Genomic DNA, 21,656 nt, shown 5'->3' on the forward strand with positions numbered 1-21,656 from the left:
CAATGACCGATCAGACACCCGCCCCGGAAGACCTCGCGACCGCGTGCGCGCGACTACAGGGCGAGCTCGATGCCATGCTCGGCAAACGCGACGCCGACGAGGCGGTCGGCTCGCTCGACCACGCGGTGGCCTCGCTCAAAGGTGTTGAGCAGCGCAATGTCTCGTCCGTCCAACTGGTCGCGCTGGACTAGTGCCGGTATGAACCCCTTGCGACCGAAGGTAGCCGGCGAATCCGTCAAGCTGATCTGCTCGTGCGTGCGCAACGCATCGGCACTGCTGGACGGCCGGGAGAAGCTGGTCCCGGTGAACAACGAGCCGCGCGATGGCGATCTCGTCCTGGTGCGCTGTCTGGACGGTAAAGGCGCCTACGACCATGTCGAGGACGAAACCGGGGCGGCCGTGCGCATCTATCCCGGCGACGTGTTCGTCGCGCTGCTCGGCACCCGCCGCTCCGGCACGAATCTGGTCGGCGAGGTCCCGGACCGGCCGCTGGCCACCGGCGACCCGCTCGACCTCGTCGCGCAGGGCGGGCTGGTCGCCACCTGCGTCGCGGTGCCCGCGTACTACGGTTCGCGGGCAATGCCGGTGGAGGTCGTCGGCTTTCCCGGCAACGGCCGCATCGTGAATATCGCTGACGCGCCGGTGATTCCGATCGCCGACATCGCGCCGGAGCCCACGGACACGCCGGTGCTTTTCGTCTGCGGCACGTCCGCCGAGGTGGGCAAGACGACCCTGGTCTGCAACCTCGGGATCGCCGCGAAACGGTGTCGCCCGAACATGCGCATCGCCGCGATCAAGGCGTGCGGCACCGGCCGGGCGCGCGACCGCCTGCATTACCGCGACGCGAACTACGACGTGGTCACCGATTTCGTGGACGCGGGCATGCCCTCGACCTATGACGTCGACGTCGAACGGTTTCGGGCGATGCTACGCACCTTGATCCGGCACTGTGCCGACCGCGCCGACCTCGTCGTGGTCGAGATCGGCGGCGACCTGCTCGAGGCCAGGGCACCCGAGGCGCTGGAGATCATGGTCGAGCTGCAAGCGTCGTGCGTGCTGGTGACCAATGACGCGATGGGCGCGTGTGACGGGTTGCGGCGGCTCGACGCGCTCGGCAGCCCGCCGCTGCGGATCGGCAGCCTCAAGCAGAACTCGCGCTCACTCGCCGACCGGCTCGGCGTGCCGCTCGAGACGATCCTCGAAATGGGCGACCCGGCAGCGTCTGAACGCTTGGTGGAGTTGGTGATATGAGCACTGAAGTATTGGCCATCCGCGAGGACGGGCCGCGGATCGGCGGTAAGCGGCCGGTCTGTGCCTCCGCGATCGAAGTGCGCTACCCGCATACCGGGGAGGTGATCGGACTCGTCGGGCGGGCAAGCGCCGATGATGTCCGGCAGGCACTGGATTTCGCCGAGGGATTCCGGTCCTCGCTCAGTCGGTATGAGCGACATCGGATTCTGGTGCGCGCACGGGAACTGATCGAGGCGCGGGCCGACGAGTGGGCGCGGCTGATCACGCTGGAATCCGGTCTGTGCCTGCGGGATACCCGGCACGAGGTCCGCCGCACCTGCGATGTCCTGCAGTGCGCGGCGAATCAGGTGCTCGTCGAGCATGGCGGCGTCTATCCGGGCGACGTGACCGAAAGCGGCAGCGCACGAAAGATTGTCACCCTCACCGAACCGCTGCTCGGGGTGATCTGCGCGATCACGCCGTTCAACCATCCGCTGAACCAGGTGGCGCACAAGGTCGTTCCGGCCGTCGCGATCGGCAACCGGGTGGTGCTCAAACCGTCGGAGAAGACGCCGCTTTCGGCGTTGATGTTCGCCGACACACTCTACGAAGCCGGGCTGCCGCCGGAAATGCTCCAGGTGGTCACCGGCGATCCGGCCGAACTCGGTGCGGCGCTACTGGACGATCCTCGGGTGAGCATGATCGCGTTCACCGGCAGCAGCACGGTCGGCAAGCGCATCGCCGACCGGGCCGGATACCGCCGGGTGATCCTCGAACTCGGCGGGATCGATCCGGCCATCGTCTGCGACGACACCGATCTGGCGGCGGCGGCCGAACTCGTTGCCCGTGGCGCGTACGGCAATTCGGGCCAGCGCTGCACCGCGATCAAGCGGGTGCTGGTCCAGAACGCCGTCGCGGCGGAGTTCACGGCGCTGCTCGTGGCGCAGACCCGGAAATGGCGAACCGGCGATCCGCTGGATTCGGCGACCGACATCGGCACGGTTATCGACGAGGGTTCGGCCAGGCGTATCGAAGATGCCGTGCACGCGGCGGTCCGTGCTGGTGCCGAGATCGCCTGCGGCGGAGTACGTGTCGGCGCGCACTATGCGCCGACCGTCGTCGAGCGGGTGACGCCGGAGATGGCGCTGGTGACCGAGGAGGTGTTCGGTCCGGTGGCACCGATAGTGCGGTTCGCGGATGACGCCGAGGCCATCCGGATCGCCAACTCCAGCCGGTACGCGCTGTCGGCCAGTGTGCTCACCCGCGACCTGACTCGTGCGTTCGGCTTCGTCACTGGGCTGCATGCCGGGAACGTCAATATCGCGGAAGTCCCTGGCTACCGGCTGGAGTCGATGCCGTTCGGTGGGCTCAAGGATTCGGGGCTCGGAGACAAAGAAGGGGTCGTCGAGGCAATGCGGAACTACACGACCGTCAAGACCTGCTCGCTCCCATGGTGAGTGCGGCATGAGAATCCTTGTCCTGCACGAGAGCAAGTTCGAGCGCATGGGTTACGAGCGGGCGTTCGATCACGGCGAGCACGACGTCGTCTACGCGGGCAATGCCGATCGACTCGGCAACATCCCGGCCCGTATTCGTTGCGGCAAGCTCGAATTGGCGCCCGGTCTGCCGGTTGTCGATCAGCTCCGGCCGTGGCTGCGGGAGCAGTCGCCGTTCGACCGGATCTTCGCCCGGCGCGAGCTGTTGATCATGCCGGCCGCCGAGTTGCGCGAGGAGTTCGGCATTCCCGGCATGCGGCCCGCGACGGCGCTGCGCTTCCGGGACAAGGTCGTCATGAAGGAAGTCCTTGCCAGAGAAGGGATTCGGGTGCCGCGGTGGTTCCCGGTCGCCGCGATGCCGGAGCAGAGTCCGTGGTCCGGCAAGGTGGTCGTCAAGCCGCGGGACGCGAATGCCAGCCGGGGGATCTTCGTCTGCGACGACTACGCCGGTGCTCGCGAGCTGATCGCCGAGCGTAGCCGGGAGCCCGGGTTCGTCGAGCGGTACGAGATCGAGGAGTATCTCGACGGCCCGGTCTGCGCCATCGACGGTTTCCTGTTCCGGGGCGAGCCGGTGGCCGTGCAGGTCGCCCGATACGTCGGAACCTGCCTGGACTACGAGGACGGGCGGCCCTCCGGGACAGTCCAATACGACGCGCCGGACCTCGAGAAGTGGGCCTGCGAGTGCGTGCGCGCGCTCGGGGGTGAGACCGTGACGTTCCACCTCGAGGCGATCATGACCGCGGACGGCCCCGCGTTCCTGGAGGTCGCCGCGCGCGGCGGCGGTGGGCATCTCGGCGAGATGCTGTTTCGGCGTAGCGGTGTTCATCTGCACACCGTCGATATGGCCACGGATGTGCGCGGCGAGCTGGCGACCGATCTGATCGCCGAACCCGCGCCTGAGCTCTACTACGGTGACTTCCTCTTTCCCGGGCACGTCTATGCGGGGGCGCCGGTCTCGGTCACGGTGCCATCGGAACTGCTTGCCGATCCCGTGTTGGTGACGCACCGGATTCATCCGGAAGGCGCACCGACGACGACCGATCCTGGCTACGAGCCTGAGCATCTCGCCTTCGCAGGCATGATCGCCGGGCCCGACCCCGATGAGTTGGAGAGTTGGCTGACGCGGTTGTTCGCCAGTATCACCGTGGTGCCGCGATGATCGGGCACTTCCTGCTGATCGGCGGGGCTCGGGATGTCACGCCGGCTTTGCGGAGTCGGCTGGCCGAGTTGCGGATCACCGTCATGGTCGCGGTGCCTCGGCTGCACAGAATTCGCCATTCCGGTGCGTGCGCCCGGGTCATCGCGCTCGATGACTCAGCATCGACCGGCGAATGGGTCGCGCTCGCACGCAGCGTGCACGAGCTCGAGCCGATTCACGCGGTCGGCGCGTTCGGTGAGTACGACCAGCATCGGGCGGCGGCGATCGCGGGCGCGTTGGGCCTGCCCTTCCACGCTCCGGACGTCATCGCCCGGGTATACGACAAAACGCTGATGCGGCAACAACTTCGGGCGTGCGGGATCGATGACACACCGGCGGCGGCGGTCGATACTGCGCAGGATCTGAAGCACTTCGCCGACGAGTACGGGTTGCCGCTGATCCTCAAGCCGCGCAGCGGTTCCGGCAGCGAGCACATCGTCCGAATCTCGACCGCGGCTGAGCTCCACGCCGCACTGTCGGAGGTGGACGGTGACCTGTTGGTCGAGCGGTATCTCGACGGCGACGAGATCAGCGTGGAGGCGTTCTCGGAACGCGGTTCGCATCGGATCCTCGGGATCACACGCAAGATCAAGGACGCCAACTTCGTGGAAATCGGGCACGTGGTCCGCGAGGCGACGGCCGCCGACGCACCGGTGGCCGCCTATGTGCGCTCGGTTCTGGACGCACTCGGTATCGCCTTCGGGCCGACACACACGGAGCTGATCCGCACGGTGGATGGGCCGCGGATCGTGGAGACACACACCCGTGCGGGCGGTGACCAGATCCCGCAGTTGCTGCACGCGGCGGCGGGAATCGATCTGGTCGAGCTGGCGGTGCGGCAGTCGCTGGGCGAGCGGATGCTGCCGGTAGTCGACGCGCTGCTGGCCGAACCCGGTCGCGCATCGCGGGCCGGTGCCATTCGGTATCGGGTCCCGCCTGCGTCCGGTCGCCTGCTCCGCGTGGACCATGTCGATGAAGCCATCGCGGTTGCGTGCGTGAGCGGTTGCACGGTCCTCAAGGAACCCGGTGCGCGGCTGGTGGTGCCGATGCGCGACTCGGACGACCGGGTCGCGTACTGCACTTCGGTCGCCGATGATGTCGAATCCGCCAGTGCCGCAGCGGAACAGGCGGTACAGCAGCTGGAAGTCGTGATGGCGTCGTGACCCGCGCGCAGGCGATGCGAAAGGTAGTCCTGCCACCGGTCGGCGCCGGTCGGATCGCCGGTTCTGCTTTGGCAGACGCGGTCGGTACGGGTGTGTTCGCCTCCGGTGCCGCAGTGTATTTCAGTCAGCGGCTCGGGTTGAGTATCGCCGTCATCGCCGGTGGTCTGGCGGTCGCGGGCGCGGTGGCGCTTGCCGCCGTGACTCCGCTCGGCATGCTGTCCGATCGGTTCGGCTATCAGCGTATTCTGCGGGTCACACATTTCGCCCACGCGTTGCTCTATCCGATGTTTCTCTTCGTCGGCACCGTGGCCGAATTCATCGTGTTGATCACGCTGGTGACCGTGCTGGACCGGCTGGCCTCGCCCGCGTTCCAGGCGATGGTGGGTGCCACGGTCGGGACCGAAAAACGCAGCGAGACAATGGGTTATGTGCGCGCGGTGCGCAATGGCGGGTTCGCGGTCGGTGGATTGATAACCAGCACGGCGATCGCGATCGGCACCACGACGGCCTACAACGTGCTGCCGATCGGCAACGCGGTTTCCTTCGCGCTGGCCGGAATCCTGTTGTCCGGCATACCCAATGCCTGCGCGCCGCGGACCCGCAGCGATGATCCGCCGCACCGCCGGGTCCGGCCGCGCTACCTCGCTCTCGCCTCGCTCAATGTCGTCATGCTGATGCACGACAGCATTCTTCAGCTGGCCCTGCCGTTGTACGTGCTCAACCAAACTCAGCTTCCCGCGGCCGTGCTGCCGCCGTTGTACGTGTTGAACACCGTGCTGGTGGTGGTGCTGCAGCGCAGGTTGAGCCGGTGGGCGGCCACCATCCAAGGCGCGGCCCGCGCGGAGCAGGTGGCCGGGGTGCTGTTGGCCGTGACGTGCGCCTGTTTCGCGGCGGGCGCTGTGCTGCCACCTGTCGCCGGGGTCGGCGCCCTCGTCGTCGGCGTGATCGCGTTGACCGTGGGGGAGTCGTTACAGGTCGCCGGGGCCTGGGAGCTGTCCTACGAGCACGCGCCGAGCAGCGAGCGCGGTGCACACCTCGCGGTGTTCAGTATCGGTGTGGGCGTGCAGCATTCGGTTGGTCCGGGCATCGTGTCGCTGCTCGCGGTCTGGGGGGCTGTGGCGTGGTTCCCGTTCGCTGCCGCCTTCATCGTCGCGGGTACGGCGACTCGGCGGATCGCGAGCGAGCCCTGGCCGCCCGTGGACCACAAGCTGGCGGCCTTGCCGCCGGAGGCCACTCGACTCCATTGAATTCGAGCCAAACTTAACGGGGCAAGGAGCGTCTAATGTCACTTTCCCGGGACGAGTTCGCCAGTTTGCTGGTCGCGCTCGCCATCATCCTCATCGCCGCTCATGTCGGCGCGCAGATCTGTGCCAGGCTGCGTCAACCTCCGGTCATCGGCGAGATCCTGGGTGGCCTGTTCTTAGGGCCGACGGTGTTCGGGCAGCTGGCGCCCGGCGTGGCAGGCGAGCTGTTTCCGGCCACCGGCGTCGTCCACTCCGGGTTGCAGGTGCTCAACGAATTCGGACTGCTACTGCTGATGTTCCTGGCCGGGCGCGAGGTCATGACCTATCGCAACCCGGGTCGGCAGCGGACGGTTGCCGCGTTGGCCGCGGCCGGGTTGGTCATCCCGATGGTGCTCGGCCTCGCGGTGGCCCTCGCGCTCGATCACGACGACTATTCGGGCCCGCACGGGACGAAGGCCACCTTCGCGCTCATCTTCGGAATAGCGTTCGCCGTCACCAGCATTCCGGTCATTTCGCGCATCATGCTCGATCTGGGTTTGCTCAATACCAGTTTCGCCAGGATCGTGCTGGCGGTGGCGTTGCTCGAGGACGTCGTGCTGTACGTGGCGCTCGCCGTGACATTCGGTCTTGTTCAGACGAAGAACGGTCAAACGTTCGGGCTCATTTCATTACTCGGGCTGGACGGCACCGCCGCGATCACGTATCAGGTGATCGTCAGCCTGGTGTTCATCGCCGCCGTGCTGCTCGTCGGTAAGCAGCTGTTCAACCGGCTGGCCACGAGCAGGGTGAACCTGGTGGAAAGGGCCAGTCCCGTCGCGTTCCGGCTGGTGTTCGCCCTCGTGCTGGTCCTGGCCTGCATCTTCCTCGGGATCAACGCCATCTTCGGCGCATTGCTGGCCGGGATCGCCTCCGCCGACATCGCCACGCCGCCGGACCGGCGAGAGGTCGAGCCCGCACTCAGCGTGAGCGCGGGCGACACCATCAAACAGTTCTCCCTCGCGTTCTTCATCCCCATCTACTTCGCCGGCGTCGGAATGCAACTCGACCTGGCCCGCAACTTCGACATCACCTTCTTCGCCGCCTTCTTCCTGACCGCGACGGCGGTGAAAGGCGTCAGCGTATGGGCCGCCGCCCGCGCGGTCGGCGAATCCAACCGCGACGCAAAGAATTTCGCGGTCGCCTTGAACGCCCGCGGCGGCCCCGGGATCGTCCTGGCAACCGTCACACTGTCCGCAGGCCTCATCAACGAGAAGTTCTTCACCAGCATCGTCGTGCTGTCCATCGTGACCTCCGCGATGGCCGGAATGTGGCTGGAGCGCACCTTTCCGGCGAGCCGTCGCCGATCACCCCTTCCTGCCGAGTCATCCGTTGCCCCAGAATCGAGTCACGTCCCGCGCACCGAGGAGGTGCCCGAGCCGTAGCGGCACGGGCTCATCGAACGGCGCGGACCGGCCCCGCTGAGCACCGGTGCGCGCGACCCAGCCTTTCCCCGCCACCACGTGACCCCGTCGCCACCGGCATAGCGTTCGACCGCCCGCGCTACTCGCCGTATCGGTTTCGATCGCGGCGACAGCGCCGCCTACAACAACCACACCGGTATCGCCGACCTCCAGTACCTCGCCAGGACCAGGCCGCGATATTCGGCGGCGATATCGCGGCCTTGCAGCGGGCAGCTGCTGTCGGCGCGACACCACTCTCGGCATTCCGTGCCGACCATCCGGTTGTAGGCCGCCAAGGCAGCGAGGCGCACTCGGCGCCGTTCTCCCCGCAAGTCTGCCAGGCCAGCGTCTCCAGTTGAACGTCTGCAACTGGATCCGCGTCCGGTCGCTTACTGCGCCAACATATCTGAGAGGCATTCAGCCGGACGGCGAACGGGGTGGGCGCGGCCCCCGACGCGGATGGTCACGTCGGGGGCCGTGTCCGTCACAGGGTCCGGGCGATGATTTCCTTCATGATCTCGTTGGTGCCCGCGTAGATCATCTGCACGCGGTTGTCGACCCACAGGCGCGAGATCGGGTACTCGGTCATGTAGCCGTAGCCGCCGTGTAGTTGCAGACATTCGCTGGCGACCGACATCGCGCGGTCGGTGGTCCACCACTTGGCCATCGCGACGGTGGCGATATCCAGTTCGCCGACAATGTGTTTGGCGATGCAGTCGTCGGTGAAGACGCGGGCGATCTTGGCTTCGGTGGCGACTTCGGCGAGCTTGAACTTGGTGTTCTGGAAGCTGAAGATGGTGCGGCCGAACGCTTCTCGTTCCTTGGTGTACCGAAGCGTCTGTTCCAGAGCAGTTTCCATGCCTGCCACCGCGCCGACGGCGATGATGAGGCGCTCCTGCGGGAGCTGTTGCATCAACTGAACGAAGCCCTGGCCCGCCGCGGCGCCGAGCAGGTTGGTCACCGGGATGCGGACGTCCTCGAAGAACAGCTCGGAGGTGTCCTGGCCCTTCTGGCCGATCTTGTCGAGCACCCGCCCGCGCCGGAATCCGTCCCGATCAGCGTCGACGAGCACCAGGCTGACGCCCGCGGCGCCCTGCGTGGTGTCCGTCTTGACGACCACGATGATGAGGTCGGCCTGGGCGCCGTTGGTGATGAAGGTCTTGGATCCGTTCACGACGTATTCGTCGCCGTCGCGGACCGCCTTGGTCTTGATGTTCTGCAGGTCGGAGCCGGTGCCGGGTTCGGTCATCGCGATCGCGCCGACCACTTCACCGCTGGCCATCTGCGGCAGCCACCGCTGCTTCTGCTCCTCGGTGCCGTAGCTGAGCAGGTAGTGCGCGACGATGCCGTTGTGCAGACTCGCGCCCCATGCGGTGTCGAGCGCCCTGGCCTGTTCCTCGATCAGCACCGCCTCGTGCGCGAAAGTGCCACCGCCGCCGCCGTATTCCTCGGGGATGGACAGGCACAGCAGCCCGAGTGCGCCCGCCTTGTTCCACAGGTCGCGGTCGACATGATGCTGGTCGATGTACTTGTCGATGTTCGGGGTGACCTCCTTCTCGAAGAAGGCTCGGGCAAGATCGCGCAGCGCGGCGAGATCGTCGTTCATCCAACTCGACCGGTAGGCGGCCATCGAGTCTCCTTTGGCTCGGGGGCGCACCACTGGCAAATATATGTAACCAGCGTTCGCGGGTACACCATGTACCCAGCGGGTACAGTGTGTACCACTAAAGCCGCGCGGGCAAGGGATCCTGCCGCGTGACCTGCTCGACTTCCGATAACGTGAGACCCCGTGGCACAACAACGCTGGACCGACACCGCCGAGGCCCGGCGATCGACCAGCCGCGCCCCCGGCCGGGACGAGCGCCGCCGAACCATCGTGGACGCGGCCATCGCCGCCATCGAAGAGCACGGCCCCGAGGCGCTGACCGGTCAGATCGCGCACCGCGCCGGCTTGGCGCGCAGCCACGTCTACCGACACTTCGCCAGCAAAGAAGAACTCGACCTCGCCGTCGCCCGCCGAGCCCACGACGACCTCACCCACCAGATCCGTGCCGCACTGGAAATCGAAGGCTCCCCGTACGCGATCATCCGAGCCCCGATCGCCGAACACGTCGGATGGGCCAGCGAACACCCCAACCTGTACCGATTGCTCCTCGAACGAAACTACCGCCGCGGCAACGACGAACCCAGAATAGGCGGCAGCGCCTTCGCCTCCGAAATATCCTCCGCCGCAACAAGATACATCCCCGAATTCGGTGCCGACCCCCAAGCCGCCGACCGCCTCGTCGTCGCCCTACTCGGCCTCATCGACGCCTCGGTCCGCTGGTGGCTCGTGCACCGCGAGATCAGCCAGCACGCCCTGGTCGACCAGCTCACCACGGAAGCCTGGCTACTGCTCGACCACCGACTCCGGGGACTGGGCATCGAGCTCGACGCGCACGCGAGTTTGCCCGACATCGGTTGAGCGCGTGTACATCGAGGGCTGGATTTCGCGCTCGGGTTTGCCTGCGCTTGGATCTGTAGAGTGTTCCGCAATCGAAGGGAAATATCGCGCTCTGAACGAGGTTCCGTACCCGCCCGGCAGACTTCCCGTGCTCGGTGACGTGTTGTCGATCAACCCTCGTAAGCCGGTTCAGTCGATGGCCAAGCTTTCGGAGAAGGTCGGCTCGGTCTATGAGTTGCGTTTCGGTCCGATGCGGATGGTGATCGTCAACAGCGCGGACCTCGTTGATGTGGTGCAATCGGAATCCCTGTGGGAGAAGGAGTTCGGGCCTCCGATCCGGCGCCTGCGGAAGGTGGTGCGCACCGGGCTGATTGTTGCGTCCACCGAGGATCCGCAGTGGGGGGCCGCGCACCGCGTACTCATGCCGGGGTTCACTCGTGAGGCTATGCGCGTATACCACCCAGTGATGGTGCAGGTGGTCGGCGAGCTGATACGCAAGTGGGAACAGAGCAGCGATCCCGTCGACGTGGCGGGTGAAATGAACTCCATGGCACTGGAAGTCATCGCCCGCGCGGGATTCGGGCATAGCTTCACGAAGCTTGACAGGCCGCGCGCCGAGAAAAGTCTACCGGTCGTGAAACTGATGCTCGACGTGCTCCGGTACGCCAGTCGACCGGTCTCGATAAAGCTCCTGGATGCGACGATCGGTCGATTCGCCCAGCGGCGTCACCAGCGCAACGTTGCGGAGCTGCAGCGAATCGCAGACGGCATGATCGACAATTGTCGGCCCGCTGCCGCCGAGGCCCCTAACCTTCTGCAGCGCATGATGGAAACGCCTGACCCGAACACCGGACACCCGCTGTCGCGGACGGTCGTGCGGGACCAGGTACTCACCTTTCTGATTGCTGGCCACGAAACGAGTGCAGGCACATTGGCTTTCGCTCTCCACGCGCTGGGGGATCGGCCCGACATCGTCGAACGGGTGCGCCAGGAGATCGACACAATCGCCGGAGGCGACCCGACGACACTCACTTACGAGCAGGTGGCGAAGCTTCAGTATCTGCGTCGAGTAGTCGATGAGACGCTACGATTGTGGCCGGTTGCGGGCGGGTACTTCCGGCGACCCAAGCAGGACACCCACCTGGGTGCTTACAACATCGGGCGCGGCGAATGGGTGTATGTGAATCTCCTTGCCGCCCAACGTGACAAACGCGCGTGGGGACCCGACGCCGACCGGTTCGATCCGGATCGGTTCGCTCCGGACACAACCCCGCGGCGCACGGCAGGTGCATACAAGCCGTTCGGCATCGGATTGCGTTCGTGCATCGGGCGCCAGTTCGCGATCCATGAAATCGTCCTGATCCTGGCACACGTGCTGTACGCGTTCGACCTCGAGTCGGATTCGAAGTACCAACTCGAAGTCGATGAGCTCGTCACTCTGAAGCCGATCGGACTCAGGATGCGGTTGCGCTCCCGGAACGAGAGCGCGGCCCGGTGAGGTTGCCGGGCGCTCACAGCGGCGATCTCGTCGTCGTTCGTGAGGTGCAGATCGAACTTGCCGGGCGCCGCGGTGTCGATCAGATCCGCGAGACCGCCGACTGACTCATGCCCGTGGCCGCCGCCATCGACCGCGTGGACCAGTGTGAATCATGCTGTGCCGGTGTCGATTTCAGTGCCGCGGTGACGCCCGTTCCACCTGCTCGGCGGCGCACCTACCCCGACAACACCTGACGCTCGGTATGGACAACACGATCGGCTCGACCTTCGGCGGCACGCCCACACCCTGGACCCCGAGTTGGCTCACGACCTCCCGGATGCGTGGGGTGTCACCACCGTTGTGGCGCACCCACAGGCACGATGCCGCCCGCGCTGTCGAATTCGCCAGTGGCCGTTGGTGTACCGGATGACGGGGCGAGCGACCCGAGTTGCTCGGCTATGCGAGCGAGCGACGCAGGAATTCCAGCTGGAGGCGCAGTAGGTTCTCGGCGACCGACTCCTGCGGGGTCATGTGCGTGACGCCGGACAGTGGCAGCACTTCGTGCGGCCGACCGGCGGCCAGCAGCGCCGAGGACAGCCGCAGGGAGTGGGCGACGACCACATTGTCGTCGGCGAAGCCGTGGATGATCATCATCGGCCGGTGCGGCTCGGCCGCGTCTACCAGGCCCGCGTCGTCGATCAGTGAGTTGCGCCGATAGGCGTCCGGCTGCTCGTCCGGGTGGCCGAGGTAGCGCTCCTGGTAGTGGGTGTCGTACAGACGGAGATCGGTGACCGGCGCGCCCACCACGGCCGCGTGGAAGACGTCCGGGCGGCGCAGCACCGCGAGCGCCGCTAGATAACCGCCGAAGGACCAGCCGCGAATGGCGACTCGGTTCAGGTCGAGGGGGAAGTCGTCGGCCAGCGCCTGCACCGCGTCCACCTGGTCTTCGAGGACGACTGCGGCGAGGTCGTCGCGGACCGCTTTCTCCCAGGCAGGGGAGCGACCAGGGGTGCCGCGACCGTCGGCGACCACGACCGCGAACCCCTGGTCGGCGAACCATTGCGAGGTCAGATGCGGATTGTGCGCGGCGACCACCCGCTGACCGTGCGGACCGCCGTAGGGATCCATCAGGACAGGGAGTGGGGTCTTGCCGTCGTGATCACGGGGGAGGAGGACGGTGCACGGGATGCGCCGTTTGCCCGCCTCGGTCAGGGTCGCTCTCGGAGACAGACCGGGATCTTCCGCATACGAGGCGATTGTCGCCACCGGTGTCCCATCGCGAAGTACCTGGATTTGGGTGCCCGGCCGGTCGAGTGCGGCGGACATCAGCACGGTGGTGCCCCCGGCGCGCACCGCCGAGTGCACACCCGGCTCGCGCGAAACCCGCTCCAGGCCAACCTCGTTGACCCGATAGACGTGTACCTCGCCGGTTTCCGGGACGGCGGCCTCCGCGCCGGCCGATGCGGTGACCAGCACGTCGTCCTGCCCGGCATCGAGTACCGCGCGCAGGTGCAACTGTGGGCCGGTCAGCGGGCGGTCACCGACCGCGAGAACCCGTGCGTCGCCCTCGTCGACGATCCGTACGAGGTGTCCCGACGGGCTCCAGCAGGGCACGCCGGGGAAGAGGTCAAGCCAAACTCGATCTTCGTCGGCGCGCACGATCCGGGTCGCGCCGGTCTCCGGGGACACCGCCAAGTACAGCTGACTGCGCTGATCACGCGCCTGTACGAGTAGCAGCGGGGCACCCGCTGCTGACCAGTGCACATGTGCGAGATACGGATAGCGCTCCCGATCCCAGACGACCTCCGTGCGCACCCCGTCCAGGCCGATCACGAACAGCTGTACGTCCGCGTTGTCGGTGCCCGCCGCTGGGTATGCGACCTGCCGTGGGTCAGCCTCCGGCCTGGCCGGGTCACAGATCCACCAGCGCTGAACCGGCGTGTCGTCTACGCGCGCGACCAGCAGACGCTGCGAATCCGGCGACCACCAGAAACCCCGATAGCGGCTCATCTCCTCCGCCGCGATGAACTCGGCCAGACCGTAGGTGACGTTGGCCGACTCCGGCTCGGCGAGCGCCCGCTCGTCCTTGCCTTCCGTCCCGACGACCCGTAGCGCGCCGTGTGCGACATAGGCGACGTGGCGGCCGTCAGGGGAGGGACGCGGGTCGATCGCCGGACCGGCGGCCGGGAGTTCATGTGCCGTGCCGGCCTGCAGTTGGGCCACGAACAACCGGCCGGACAGCGCGAAAGCCGCCAACTCCACGGCATCGTCGGTGGCATAGCCGACGATCCCCTCGCCGCCTTCGCGGCTGCGTTCGCGACGTGCGCGCTCTTCAGGTGGCAGGTCCTCGGCTGCGCCGCCCAGCAGGGCGCGCGGGTCGGCCGCCACCCGTTCCTCGCCCAGCGCCATGTCGAGGACCCAGACGGAATTCGCCCGGTCCGTACCGGAGGAGGAGCGCAGGAACACGACGCGCGCACCGTCGGGGGCCACGGTGAAAGCACGCGGTGCGCCGAGCGTAAATCGCTGGGTGCGAGCGCTCCGGCGGGGGAAGGAGTCGGGCGTCGTCGACATGCCCCGACCATACTTGTCATTCCGGCGGAACTCTCGGCCGCACGGGACTTCTTCTGTCGGTGGGTGTTTCGGCCGCGGACGATTCCGCAGCTCCTACAGGCAGCTGGACTGGCTCCAAAGTGTATGTGGCCGAGTGTTATTCGTTGCCAGGCGAGTGACGGCAGCGGTGCGCGATCACTCCCGAGGCGACGGACTTGCTTGGATTACAGATTGGGCGTGCAGGCCAGTTCTGGTGGGTTGTCCGGATCCAGCGCCCGCAATGCGATCGTGGCCGCCCGCGGTGAATAGGGCAGGCCGTTGTGGGTGGACGTGTCGAGCGGGCAGCCGTCCTGCAGCAGGATGTTGTGCACAGTGGCGCCCGGACCGGCGTTCAGATAGGTGGCGTCGAACGGTGTGCTCACCTCGTCGTATCGGGTGCCGACGACGGTGTATTCGATCCCTGGAACGGTGTCGCCGTCCGCGTTCAACTGCGTGAGGTAGGGCGAGCCGGCGAGTTGCTCGATGCCTCCTGGGCCGATGAATTCCTGCAAGAGCGGCAGAAAGCCCGAACTCAAGTGTTGTTGGACAGCTACCGCGAGGCTACCCAGTCCGATCAGTGTGGTGCCGTGATTGGTGGCACCGAAGGTGATTACCTTCTCGACCTTGTTCGCGGCGGGATCGGCTGGGTCGGCACCGCCGCCGTCCTTCAGGTATTGGCGAATGACCAACCCGCCATGGGAATGTCCGATCATGTCCACCTGTCGTGCGCCGGTCGCCGCGAGCACCCGTTCGACGAAGACGGCCAGCTGGCGCGCGGACTCCGTGATCGGTCCGACGGCGCCGATCCAGGGTTGCACTAGCCCGGCACCGGCGACGTCGGGGCGGCCGAAGTTCAGTGCGAAGACGCAATAACCGGCCTGGGACAATTGCGGAGACAGGCGCGAAAAACCGCCGATGGCACTGTTCCAGGAGCCGTGCAGCAGAATGACCGGCCGCGGATGCTCCGCCGTGGGTTTGCAAGCCCAGTCGTTCGCTCCCTGCGGCGCGAGATCGGTATCGCCCAGCAGCCCGTAGGCCACCCAGGCGGCGTCACCCTGAGGCAGGACCGGACCGTAACCCACGGTGTCGGACGCGTGCGTCGCCATCTCTGGTGCCGGATCTGCCGCGGCGGTCCCGGATATCGAGCCTAGTGACATCACGGCGGCCACTGTCACCACCGCACATCCCCAGCGTGCCATCACCTACTCCATTCCCTGCCAGACGGACCGGGGCGGACAGCTAACGATCAGTAAACTACACCCGAAGTAGTCCGAATCCGGCCAAGCGAGCAAGTTCCGCGTCGTGGGCACCCGGCCGGTGGCCCGCGCGGTACTGCGTGCGGACGATCGGATCGCGGCCGAGGAACGTTTGGCACGCGATCGCGGCGTGGGTGGTGCGCAAGCCGGTGCCCGTGGCCTCCTGCTGAGCGACTACCCCTCTTCGGGGGTAGTGCAAAGTGATCTAGATCACTACGGTCCCCTTCACTACGCGCACCGACCGGCAGCGCGTGGCGCATGAGATGAGGAACGTATGAAAAGACTGTCGCCACAACAGGAGACGCTGACGACGGCCAACACCAGTATGCGGCGCGTGGCCGTCGCAAGCTGTATCGGCACCACCATCGAGTTCTATGACTTCTTCATCTACGGGACCGCGGCGGCGCTCGTCTTTCCGAAGGTGTTCTTTCCTGCGCTCGGCTCGACGGCGGGCACCGTCGCCTCATTCGCGACTTTCGCGGTCGCCTTCGTCGCAAGGCCGGTTGGCGCGATGGTCTTCGGGCATTTCGGGGACCGGATAGGTCGTAAGAAGACCCTTGTCTCAACGCTTTTGCTGATGGGTATCTCCACGTTGCTGATCGGCCTGCTCCCCGGCGCGGCGACCATCGGCATCGCGGCACCGCTGATCCTGGTGCTGTTGCGATTCGGCCAAGGGTTCGCCGTCGGTGGCGAATGGGCAGGTGCGACACTGCTGACAGCCGAGTATGCGCCACCGGGAAAGCGTGGCCTCTATGGATGTTCCCGCAGATGGGGTCCGCTTTCGCCTTCGCTATGGCCAGTGCCACCTTCCTCATCACCGGCACGGTATTCGGTGATACGAACAACGACTTCCTCACCTGGGGCTGGCGGATCCCGTTCGTATTCTCCATCGTGCTGGTCGGCATCGGGTTGTATGTGCGCCTGGCGATCGATGAGACACCCGTTTTCCGTGCGAGTGCGACGCAACGCGCACTCGACACCGGGTACACGCGCATTCCGTTCCTCGAAGCCTGGCGCGTCCAGACCAAGGAGATCCTGCTTTCGGCAGGTGCGATGGCCATCCTGTTCGGCTTCTTCTACACGGGCACCGCATTCCTGACCAGCTACGGAACCAAGACCCTCGGCTTCAGCCGTCTCTTCGTGCTGACCGTAGGCATCGTGGCAGCTGTGGTTTTCGGTGCGGCCATTGTCTTTTCGGCCTTGTACTCGGATCGGCTCGGTCGTCGCAAGGTCATCATGGTCTCGTCCGGACTCGCCATCTTCTGGTCGCTGCTGCTGTTTCCGTTGCTGGACAGCGGTTCTCGGGCCGCCTTCGTGATGGGCGTCCTGACTACCCTGGCGATCTTCGGCGTCGCATACGGGCCGTTCGGTGCGCTCTTGCCGGAGATGTTCCAGACTCGCTATCGGTATACCGGGGCCGGACTCGGCTACAACTTGGGCGGCGTGCTCGGTGGTGCGATTCCGCCGCTGATCGCCACCCCGCTCGCATCGGCGTACGGCAGCAACGCAATCGGTGTGATGATGGCCGGATTGGCGGTGCTGAGTTTCCTCTGCACCAAGGCGCTGGTGGAGACCAAAGACCGAGCGTTGTAGCCGGGTCTGAATTTCGGCCGTAATTGCCGAGGGGTATACCCGCACCCGACTTGTTCGGGTGCGGGTATCGGGCAGTTGGCGCCGTGCAGTACGGCCTGCTGACCGACCCGATCGTCATTCCGGTGAAGCCGCCGTGTCCGTGACTGCCGACGACGATGAGCTGGGCGAGTTCGGCACGGGGGACCACAGTTGCCCGAACTGCTGGCACGCATGGGCCAGGGCGATTGGTCCCAAATTGGTCCCGAGCTCCGAATCGTCGAGTAACGACGAAACCCCTCCGACCGAGGTCAGGAGGGGTTTCTCGCTGTCGGGCTGACAGGATTTGAACCTGCGACCACCTGACCCCCAGTCAGGTGCGCTACCAAGCTGCGCCACAGCCCGTTCACGCCCATCGCTGGGCGCTCGAAGAGATTACCTCAGGTGAGCCCGGGGGAGCGAATCGCCTGGTGAGCGGCGTGGCGGGGGGTGGTGGGTGGCGTGAATCATGGTCGGCCGCAGGGGGTGTGACGAGGGTCTGAAGGTGGGGGCCGATTGGCGGCGAGCAGTGGGGGCATCCGGAGGGTACGAAAGTGTCGGGTGATTGCGGGGCCCGGCGTATTGGAAGGAGACGGCGGGTATGAGTCGGGAGCGGCGGCTGGTTGAGGCGTTTGTGCAGTTGGCGGACTCGCTGGTGGAGGATTACGAGCCGGTGGACGTGGTGCAGGAGCTGCTGGATCGGGCTGTTGACTTGCTACCTGTTGATACTGCCGCGGTGCTGTTGGCGGGGGAGGACGGGGAGTTGAAGGTGCTGGCGTCGACCAGTGAGGCGACGCGGTGGTTGGAGTTGTTGCAGATTCAGGCGCAGGACGGGCCGTGTGTGCAGTCGTATCGGGGTAGTGAGCGGGTGATTGTGGAGGACCTCGAGGACGCGCGCGATCAGTGGCCTGCGTTCGCCAAACAGGCTCTGCTGGATGGCTTTCGGTCGGTGTACGCGCTGCCGATGCGGTTGCGGATGGATCGGGTGGGCGCGCTGAATCTGTTCAGCGCCGGCGAGGAGCATCTGACCGAGGACGATCTGCTGGTCGGGCAGGCGCTCGCGGATATCGCGAGCATCGCGATTTTGCAGGCCCGGCTGCTCGCCGACCACAAGACGGTCAATGGGCAGTTGCAGCTGGCGCTGCAGAGCCGGATCGTCATCGAGCAGGCCAAGGGCATGCTCGCCGCGCACGGCGATCTCGACCCGGAAACCGCGTTCGGCGCGCTGCGTGGCTACGCCCGGCAAACCCGCGGGCGGCTGCCGGACCTCGCTCGTGCCGTGGTGGACCGCACCATCGACCCGGGCAAGATCCTCGACCGCCCGCGCTGAGCTCACATGCGCTCGTGCACCGTCAGCAGCAGATAGTCGAATCGGGTGCGCAGTTCGACCATCGGCCCGTCCAGCATCGTCACCTCGGAGACGAGCTGGGCGGCCAGCGCGCGCAGTTTGGTCCCGGTCTCCTGGGAACGCCAGATGAGCACCCGAAACGCCTGCTCGGCGGTGATTCCGTAGATGAGCATCAGGGCACCCTTGGCCTGCTCGATCTCGGCCCGCGCGGAGTAGAGCTCGGGCAGCGCGCCGTCGAGGGTCTGCCTGCGGTCTTCTTCGAGCGCGTTGGTGATATCGACGTAATAGCCCGACGTGCCGACCACCTCGCCGCCTTCGAGCATGTCGTCGCCGACGACGAGGACGTGGTGCACGCACCCCCTGGTATCGATGATCCGGTGGCGACTGCAGAAGGGCTCGCCGGTCTCGACCGTCCTGGCGATGGTGTTCGCGACTTGCTCCCGATCCTCGGGGTGCTTGTGCGACAGCAGCAATTCGGTGGACGGCCGCACGGACCCCGGCTCGTAGCCGTGGATGAGCGCGACCTCGTCGGACCATTCCCAGCGCTGATCGGCCCGCCAGAAGCGGAAGGTGCCCGCGCTCTGCGCCCGGCCCGCGCCGAGCACTTCCTCGACCGGTCGAACCGTCTCGGACTCCATAGCTCCGTCGAGCACCGTGCTCGATGTTTCGCCGCCCCCACGTGCGACGTTCGGAACATCAACAGACTGATCCAACGACCTGCCCCTCTCGAACCTTAGACCGATGTCAGTATCAAAACGGTCGGCTGGCGGGGGCTGGGGCAGCGCGTCCGGTCGACAAGATTACATCGGCCTGCCGACAGTTCGTCGGCGAGGCGGGCGGAGTCCGTGAAAGGGCCGTGACCTGGCGGAACTTCGAGGTCAGACGTACCAGTGGGCGGTACGCGCGACGTCGTATACCCGGTCGAACATCCGGCCGTGTCGCACGCGCGCGGTATTGAGCAGCTGCTCGCCGACACCGATCCTGCGCAGGCTCGGCCACGCGACGGTGTCCCGAAAGCGATAGTGCTGCTGCTGGATTCGGCTGATGAAACCCTCGATCCCGGTGTGCAACCGGATCCGGGCGCCCCATGCGGCGGGGATGGGCCCGGGCAGCCGGTCGATCCGCGCGGTCAGGTACTGGGTCGAGCTCGGTTGTGGCACAGCGATTCTCCGATCAGGCGCGCCGGGCGACGGTCAGCACATCCGGCACGAGCGGGTTGGGCACGGGCCTGCGCACCGCGCGCTGCTCGGTGACCCGGAAGCCCGCGGCCTCGACCAGTAGCCGCATCTCGTCGGTTGGCGGGAAGTACGCCCAATTGACCTCGCCGGAGCGCGCTTTCGCCTGTCGCAGCATGCCGACCGAAGCGTCACAACCGAAGACGACGTCGGGCTTCAGGTCCTGGTGAATGCGAGACGCGAGAATCCCGGTGCCGCAACCGACATCGGCGACCCGGCGAACATCATCCTGCCGCAGCTGCGCGATGATCTCGTCCTGCGGCGGCCGGTAGGCGACCCGCTGCACCAGGGGGATGTTGTACACCCGGGCGAGCCGATTCCAACCGTGGGTGACGAGGCTGTTGAAGGCGCGGGTCGGCGCGTGCGGCATGGCGGCTGACATCGGTGTCCCTTCGGCGTGACTGGCCTCCAGACTAAGGTGTCTGAGACAATTTAGGAAGCCTCGGCCGACGCGGTGGTAGCACTCAGCGGTTTCGCGATGTCCTCGAGCGAACGGCCTTCCGCCCGTACGCCATACGCCACCTCGACGAGCCCGGCGGCGAACATCGCCGCGGCCCCGATGGCGAAGGCGAGCGCGATCTTGCCGGGATCACCGTCGGCGGCCAGCTTCGAGAACACCAGCGGCCCGGCCACGCCACCCGCGACGGTCCCGAGCGCGTAGAAGAACGCGATCGCCATGGCGCGCGTCTCCATCGGAAAGATCTCGCTCACCGTCAGATACGCCGCGCTGGCGCCGCAGGAGGCGACGAACAGCACTGCGGTCCAGCACGCGGTCAACGTCACCGCGGACAACACTCCCGCCGCGAAAAGCCATGCGGTGCCGAACAATAGAATCGCGGAGCCGATGTAGCAGCCCGCGATCATCGGCTTGCGCCCGACCGTGTCGAACAGCTTGCCGAGCAGCAGCGGTCCGAGGAAGTTGCCGAAACAGATCACGGCGAAGTAGTAGCCGACCCGATCGTCGGCCACATGGAACGACTTCGACAGGATGAGTGCGTAATTGAAGGTGATGGCGTTGTACAGAAACGCCTGCCCGATGAACAGCGACAACCCGAGCACGCTGCGCTTGGGATAGTGCCTCACCATCACCGCGGCGATCTCCCGGAAGCTGATGGTGCGCCGCTGATGGATCTCGATCCGCTGATCCGACACGTCTTCCAGCTCGCGTCCGGTGTCGGCGCGGACCTGCTTTTCGATGTCGGCGACGGTCTGCTCGGCCCCGTCCTCGCGCTCATGGATGAACATCCAGCGCGGACTCTCCGGCACATGGCGACGCACCACCAAGATGATCAGCCCGAACACGGCGCCGAGCGCAAAGGTCAAGCGCCAGCCGATATTCGCCGGAAACAGGTCGGTGTTCAACGCGACGATGGACAGCAGCGAACCGCCGACGGCACCAAGCCAGAACGTCCCGTTGATGACAATGTCGATGCGCCCACGATACTTTCGCGGGATGAGCTCGTCGATCGCGGAGTTGATCGCCGCGTACTCGCCGCCGATGCCGAATCCGGTGAGGAAGCGGAACAGGATGAACCACCACATCGAAAACGACAGCGCGGTCATCGCTGTCGCGAACAGATACACGGCGAGGGTGATCAGGAACAGCTTCTTGCGGCCGAATCTGTCAGTGAGCCAACCGAAGAACAGCGCACCGCAGCCCGCCCCGGCGACATACATCGCCGCCGCGAGCCCGGAAACCTGTGCGGCCGTGATGTTTATGCCGCTGCCCGGTTCGGAGAGCCGACTCGCCACGCTGCCGACGACGGTGACCTCGAGGCCGTCCAGGATCCAGACGGATCCGAGCCCGATCACCACCATCCAGTGCCAGCGCGACCACGGCAAACGATCGAGCCGCGCCGGAATATCGGTCGATATCGTCCTCACAGGCCACCCACCTTCGGTCAGTGCCGACCGATTACCCGAGGCGATG

The 21,656-nt window shown here is 66.2% G+C and carries 17 protein-coding genes, 1 tRNA gene and 1 pseudogene; 11 read left to right on the top strand and 8 right to left on the bottom strand.

Features of this window, described 5'->3' with window-relative positions; all coding sequences use genetic code 11:
* Positions 1–2: 2 nt before the first annotated feature.
* Genes ACQPW1_RS20545 through ACQPW1_RS20575 form a run of 7 tightly spaced genes read left to right on the top strand, consistent with a single transcriptional unit; the run spans position 3 to position 7,752 of the window.
* Positions 3–191, top strand: a complete 189-nt coding sequence (locus ACQPW1_RS20545; protein ID WP_433664305.1) for a hypothetical protein — start codon at positions 3–5, stop codon at positions 189–191.
* Positions 192–198: 7 nt separating this feature from the next.
* Positions 199–1,251, top strand: a complete 1,053-nt coding sequence (locus ACQPW1_RS20550) for a hypothetical protein (RefSeq protein ID WP_433664306.1) — start codon at positions 199–201, stop codon at positions 1,249–1,251.
* Positions 1,248–2,687 (top strand): phosphonoacetaldehyde dehydrogenase, encoded by a 1,440-nt coding sequence (phnY, locus tag ACQPW1_RS20555; protein WP_433664307.1) that lies wholly within the window; start codon positions 1,248–1,250, stop codon positions 2,685–2,687. The genes ACQPW1_RS20550 and phnY overlap by 4 nt, the downstream gene beginning before the upstream one ends.
* Before the next feature lie 7 nt (positions 2,688–2,694).
* Positions 2,695–3,885 (top strand): ATP-grasp domain-containing protein, encoded by a 1,191-nt coding sequence (locus ACQPW1_RS20560; protein ID WP_433664308.1) that lies wholly within the window; start codon positions 2,695–2,697, stop codon positions 3,883–3,885.
* On the top strand, positions 3,882–5,087 hold the full coding sequence (locus tag ACQPW1_RS20565; protein ID WP_433664309.1) for an ATP-grasp domain-containing protein: 1,206 nt from the start codon (positions 3,882–3,884) through the stop codon (positions 5,085–5,087). Before ACQPW1_RS20560 ends, ACQPW1_RS20565 begins: the two co-directional genes overlap by 4 nt.
* Positions 5,084–6,334 carry an MFS transporter gene (locus tag ACQPW1_RS20570; RefSeq protein ID WP_433664310.1) on the top strand — a complete coding sequence of 417 codons (1,251 nt, stop codon included), beginning with the start codon at positions 5,084–5,086 and terminating at the stop codon, positions 6,332–6,334. Before ACQPW1_RS20565 ends, ACQPW1_RS20570 begins: the two co-directional genes overlap by 4 nt.
* A 35-nt stretch (positions 6,335–6,369) precedes the next feature.
* Positions 6,370–7,752: a cation:proton antiporter gene (locus ACQPW1_RS20575; RefSeq protein WP_433664311.1), complete on the top strand. Its 1,383-nt coding sequence runs from the start codon at positions 6,370–6,372 to the stop codon at positions 7,750–7,752.
* A gap of 502 nt (positions 7,753–8,254) precedes the next feature.
* On the opposite strand, the gene ACQPW1_RS20580 is transcribed toward ACQPW1_RS20575, so the two are convergent.
* Positions 8,255–9,400 (bottom strand): acyl-CoA dehydrogenase family protein, encoded by a 1,146-nt coding sequence (locus ACQPW1_RS20580; RefSeq protein ID WP_433664312.1) that lies wholly within the window; start codon positions 9,398–9,400, stop codon positions 8,255–8,257.
* 159 nt (positions 9,401–9,559) lie between these two features.
* Here ACQPW1_RS20580 and ACQPW1_RS20585 point away from each other — a divergent pair, with 159 nt between their 5' ends.
* Positions 9,560–10,234, top strand: coding sequence for a TetR/AcrR family transcriptional regulator (locus ACQPW1_RS20585; protein WP_433664313.1), 675 nt, complete (start codon positions 9,560–9,562; stop codon positions 10,232–10,234).
* Between the two features lie 4 nt (positions 10,235–10,238).
* The gene (locus tag ACQPW1_RS20590) at positions 10,239–11,711 is read left to right on the top strand and encodes a cytochrome P450 (protein WP_433664314.1); all 1,473 of its coding nucleotides are present in this window, start codon (positions 10,239–10,241) and stop codon (positions 11,709–11,711) included.
* A gap of 435 nt (positions 11,712–12,146) precedes the next feature.
* Here the strand turns inward: ACQPW1_RS20590 and ACQPW1_RS20595 are convergent, their stop codons facing one another.
* Both ACQPW1_RS20595 and ACQPW1_RS20600 read right to left on the bottom strand, forming a co-directional pair.
* On the bottom strand, positions 12,147–14,261 hold the full coding sequence (locus ACQPW1_RS20595; RefSeq protein ID WP_433664315.1) for a prolyl oligopeptidase family serine peptidase: 2,115 nt from the start codon (positions 14,259–14,261) through the stop codon (positions 12,147–12,149).
* A 203-nt stretch (positions 14,262–14,464) separates the two neighbouring features.
* On the bottom strand, positions 14,465–15,478 hold the full coding sequence (locus tag ACQPW1_RS20600; protein WP_433664316.1) for an esterase/lipase family protein: 1,014 nt from the start codon (positions 15,476–15,478) through the stop codon (positions 14,465–14,467).
* 331 nt (positions 15,479–15,809) lie between these two features.
* Here ACQPW1_RS20600 and ACQPW1_RS20605 point away from each other — a divergent pair.
* Positions 15,810–17,128, top strand: a pseudogene (locus ACQPW1_RS20605) (MFS transporter).
* A gap of 307 nt (positions 17,129–17,435) precedes the next feature.
* Here ACQPW1_RS20605 and ACQPW1_RS20610 read toward each other — a convergent pair.
* A tRNA-Pro gene (locus ACQPW1_RS20610) sits at positions 17,436–17,509 on the bottom strand.
* A gap of 235 nt (positions 17,510–17,744) precedes the next feature.
* Here ACQPW1_RS20610 and ACQPW1_RS20615 point away from each other — a divergent pair.
* On the top strand, positions 17,745–18,473 hold the full coding sequence (locus tag ACQPW1_RS20615; RefSeq protein ID WP_433664317.1) for a GAF and ANTAR domain-containing protein: 729 nt from the start codon (positions 17,745–17,747) through the stop codon (positions 18,471–18,473).
* A 2-nt stretch (positions 18,474–18,475) separates the two neighbouring features.
* Here ACQPW1_RS20615 and ACQPW1_RS20620 read toward each other — a convergent pair whose 3' ends face one another.
* The 4 genes from ACQPW1_RS20620 to ACQPW1_RS20635 form a co-directional block, all read right to left on the bottom strand.
* Entirely contained in the window at positions 18,476–19,129 is a 654-nt protein-coding gene (locus tag ACQPW1_RS20620) for a PAS and ANTAR domain-containing protein (RefSeq protein WP_433664318.1), read from the bottom strand.
* A 240-nt stretch (positions 19,130–19,369) separates the two neighbouring features.
* A complete protein-coding gene (locus ACQPW1_RS20625) occupies positions 19,370–19,651 on the bottom strand; it encodes a hypothetical protein (protein WP_433664319.1) in 282 nt (93 codons plus the stop codon).
* 13 nt (positions 19,652–19,664) lie between these two features.
* The gene (locus ACQPW1_RS20630; protein ID WP_433664320.1) at positions 19,665–20,108 is read right to left on the bottom strand and encodes a methyltransferase domain-containing protein; all 444 of its coding nucleotides are present in this window, start codon (positions 20,106–20,108) and stop codon (positions 19,665–19,667) included.
* Between the two features lie 50 nt (positions 20,109–20,158).
* Entirely contained in the window at positions 20,159–21,610 is a 1,452-nt protein-coding gene (locus ACQPW1_RS20635) for an MFS transporter (RefSeq protein WP_433664321.1), read from the bottom strand.
* Positions 21,611–21,656 lie beyond the last annotated feature (46 nt).

Source organism: Nocardia sp. CA-128927 (assembly GCF_050955855.1).
GTDB lineage: Bacteria > Actinomycetota > Actinomycetes > Mycobacteriales > Mycobacteriaceae > Nocardia.

Bases quoted from the DNA above. Each gene is read 5' to 3' on its own strand.
- ACQPW1_RS20595 (WP_433664315.1), bottom strand. From the start codon at position 14,261: ATGTCGACGACGCCCGACTCCTTCCCCCGCCGGAGCGCTCGCACCCAG.
- ACQPW1_RS20575 (WP_433664311.1), top strand. From the start codon at position 6,370: ATGTCACTTTCCCGGGACGAGTTCGCCAGTTTGCTGGTCGCGCTCGCC.
- ACQPW1_RS20545 (WP_433664305.1), top strand. From the start codon at position 3: ATGACCGATCAGACACCCGCCCCGGAAGACCTCGCGACCGCGTGCGCG.
- ACQPW1_RS20550 (WP_433664306.1), top strand. From the start codon at position 199: ATGAACCCCTTGCGACCGAAGGTAGCCGGCGAATCCGTCAAGCTGATC.
- ACQPW1_RS20600 (WP_433664316.1), bottom strand. From the start codon at position 15,478: ATGGCACGCTGGGGATGTGCGGTGGTGACAGTGGCCGCCGTGATGTCA.
- ACQPW1_RS20565 (WP_433664309.1), top strand. From the start codon at position 3,882: ATGATCGGGCACTTCCTGCTGATCGGCGGGGCTCGGGATGTCACGCCG.
- ACQPW1_RS20615 (WP_433664317.1), top strand. From the start codon at position 17,745: ATGAGTCGGGAGCGGCGGCTGGTTGAGGCGTTTGTGCAGTTGGCGGAC.
- ACQPW1_RS20580 (WP_433664312.1), bottom strand. From the start codon at position 9,400: ATGGCCGCCTACCGGTCGAGTTGGATGAACGACGATCTCGCCGCGCTG.
- phnY (WP_433664307.1), top strand. From the start codon at position 1,248: ATGAGCACTGAAGTATTGGCCATCCGCGAGGACGGGCCGCGGATCGGC.
- ACQPW1_RS20630 (WP_433664320.1), bottom strand. From the start codon at position 20,108: ATGTCAGCCGCCATGCCGCACGCGCCGACCCGCGCCTTCAACAGCCTC.
- ACQPW1_RS20620 (WP_433664318.1), bottom strand. From the start codon at position 19,129: ATGGAGTCCGAGACGGTTCGACCGGTCGAGGAAGTGCTCGGCGCGGGC.
- ACQPW1_RS20560 (WP_433664308.1), top strand. From the start codon at position 2,695: ATGAGAATCCTTGTCCTGCACGAGAGCAAGTTCGAGCGCATGGGTTAC.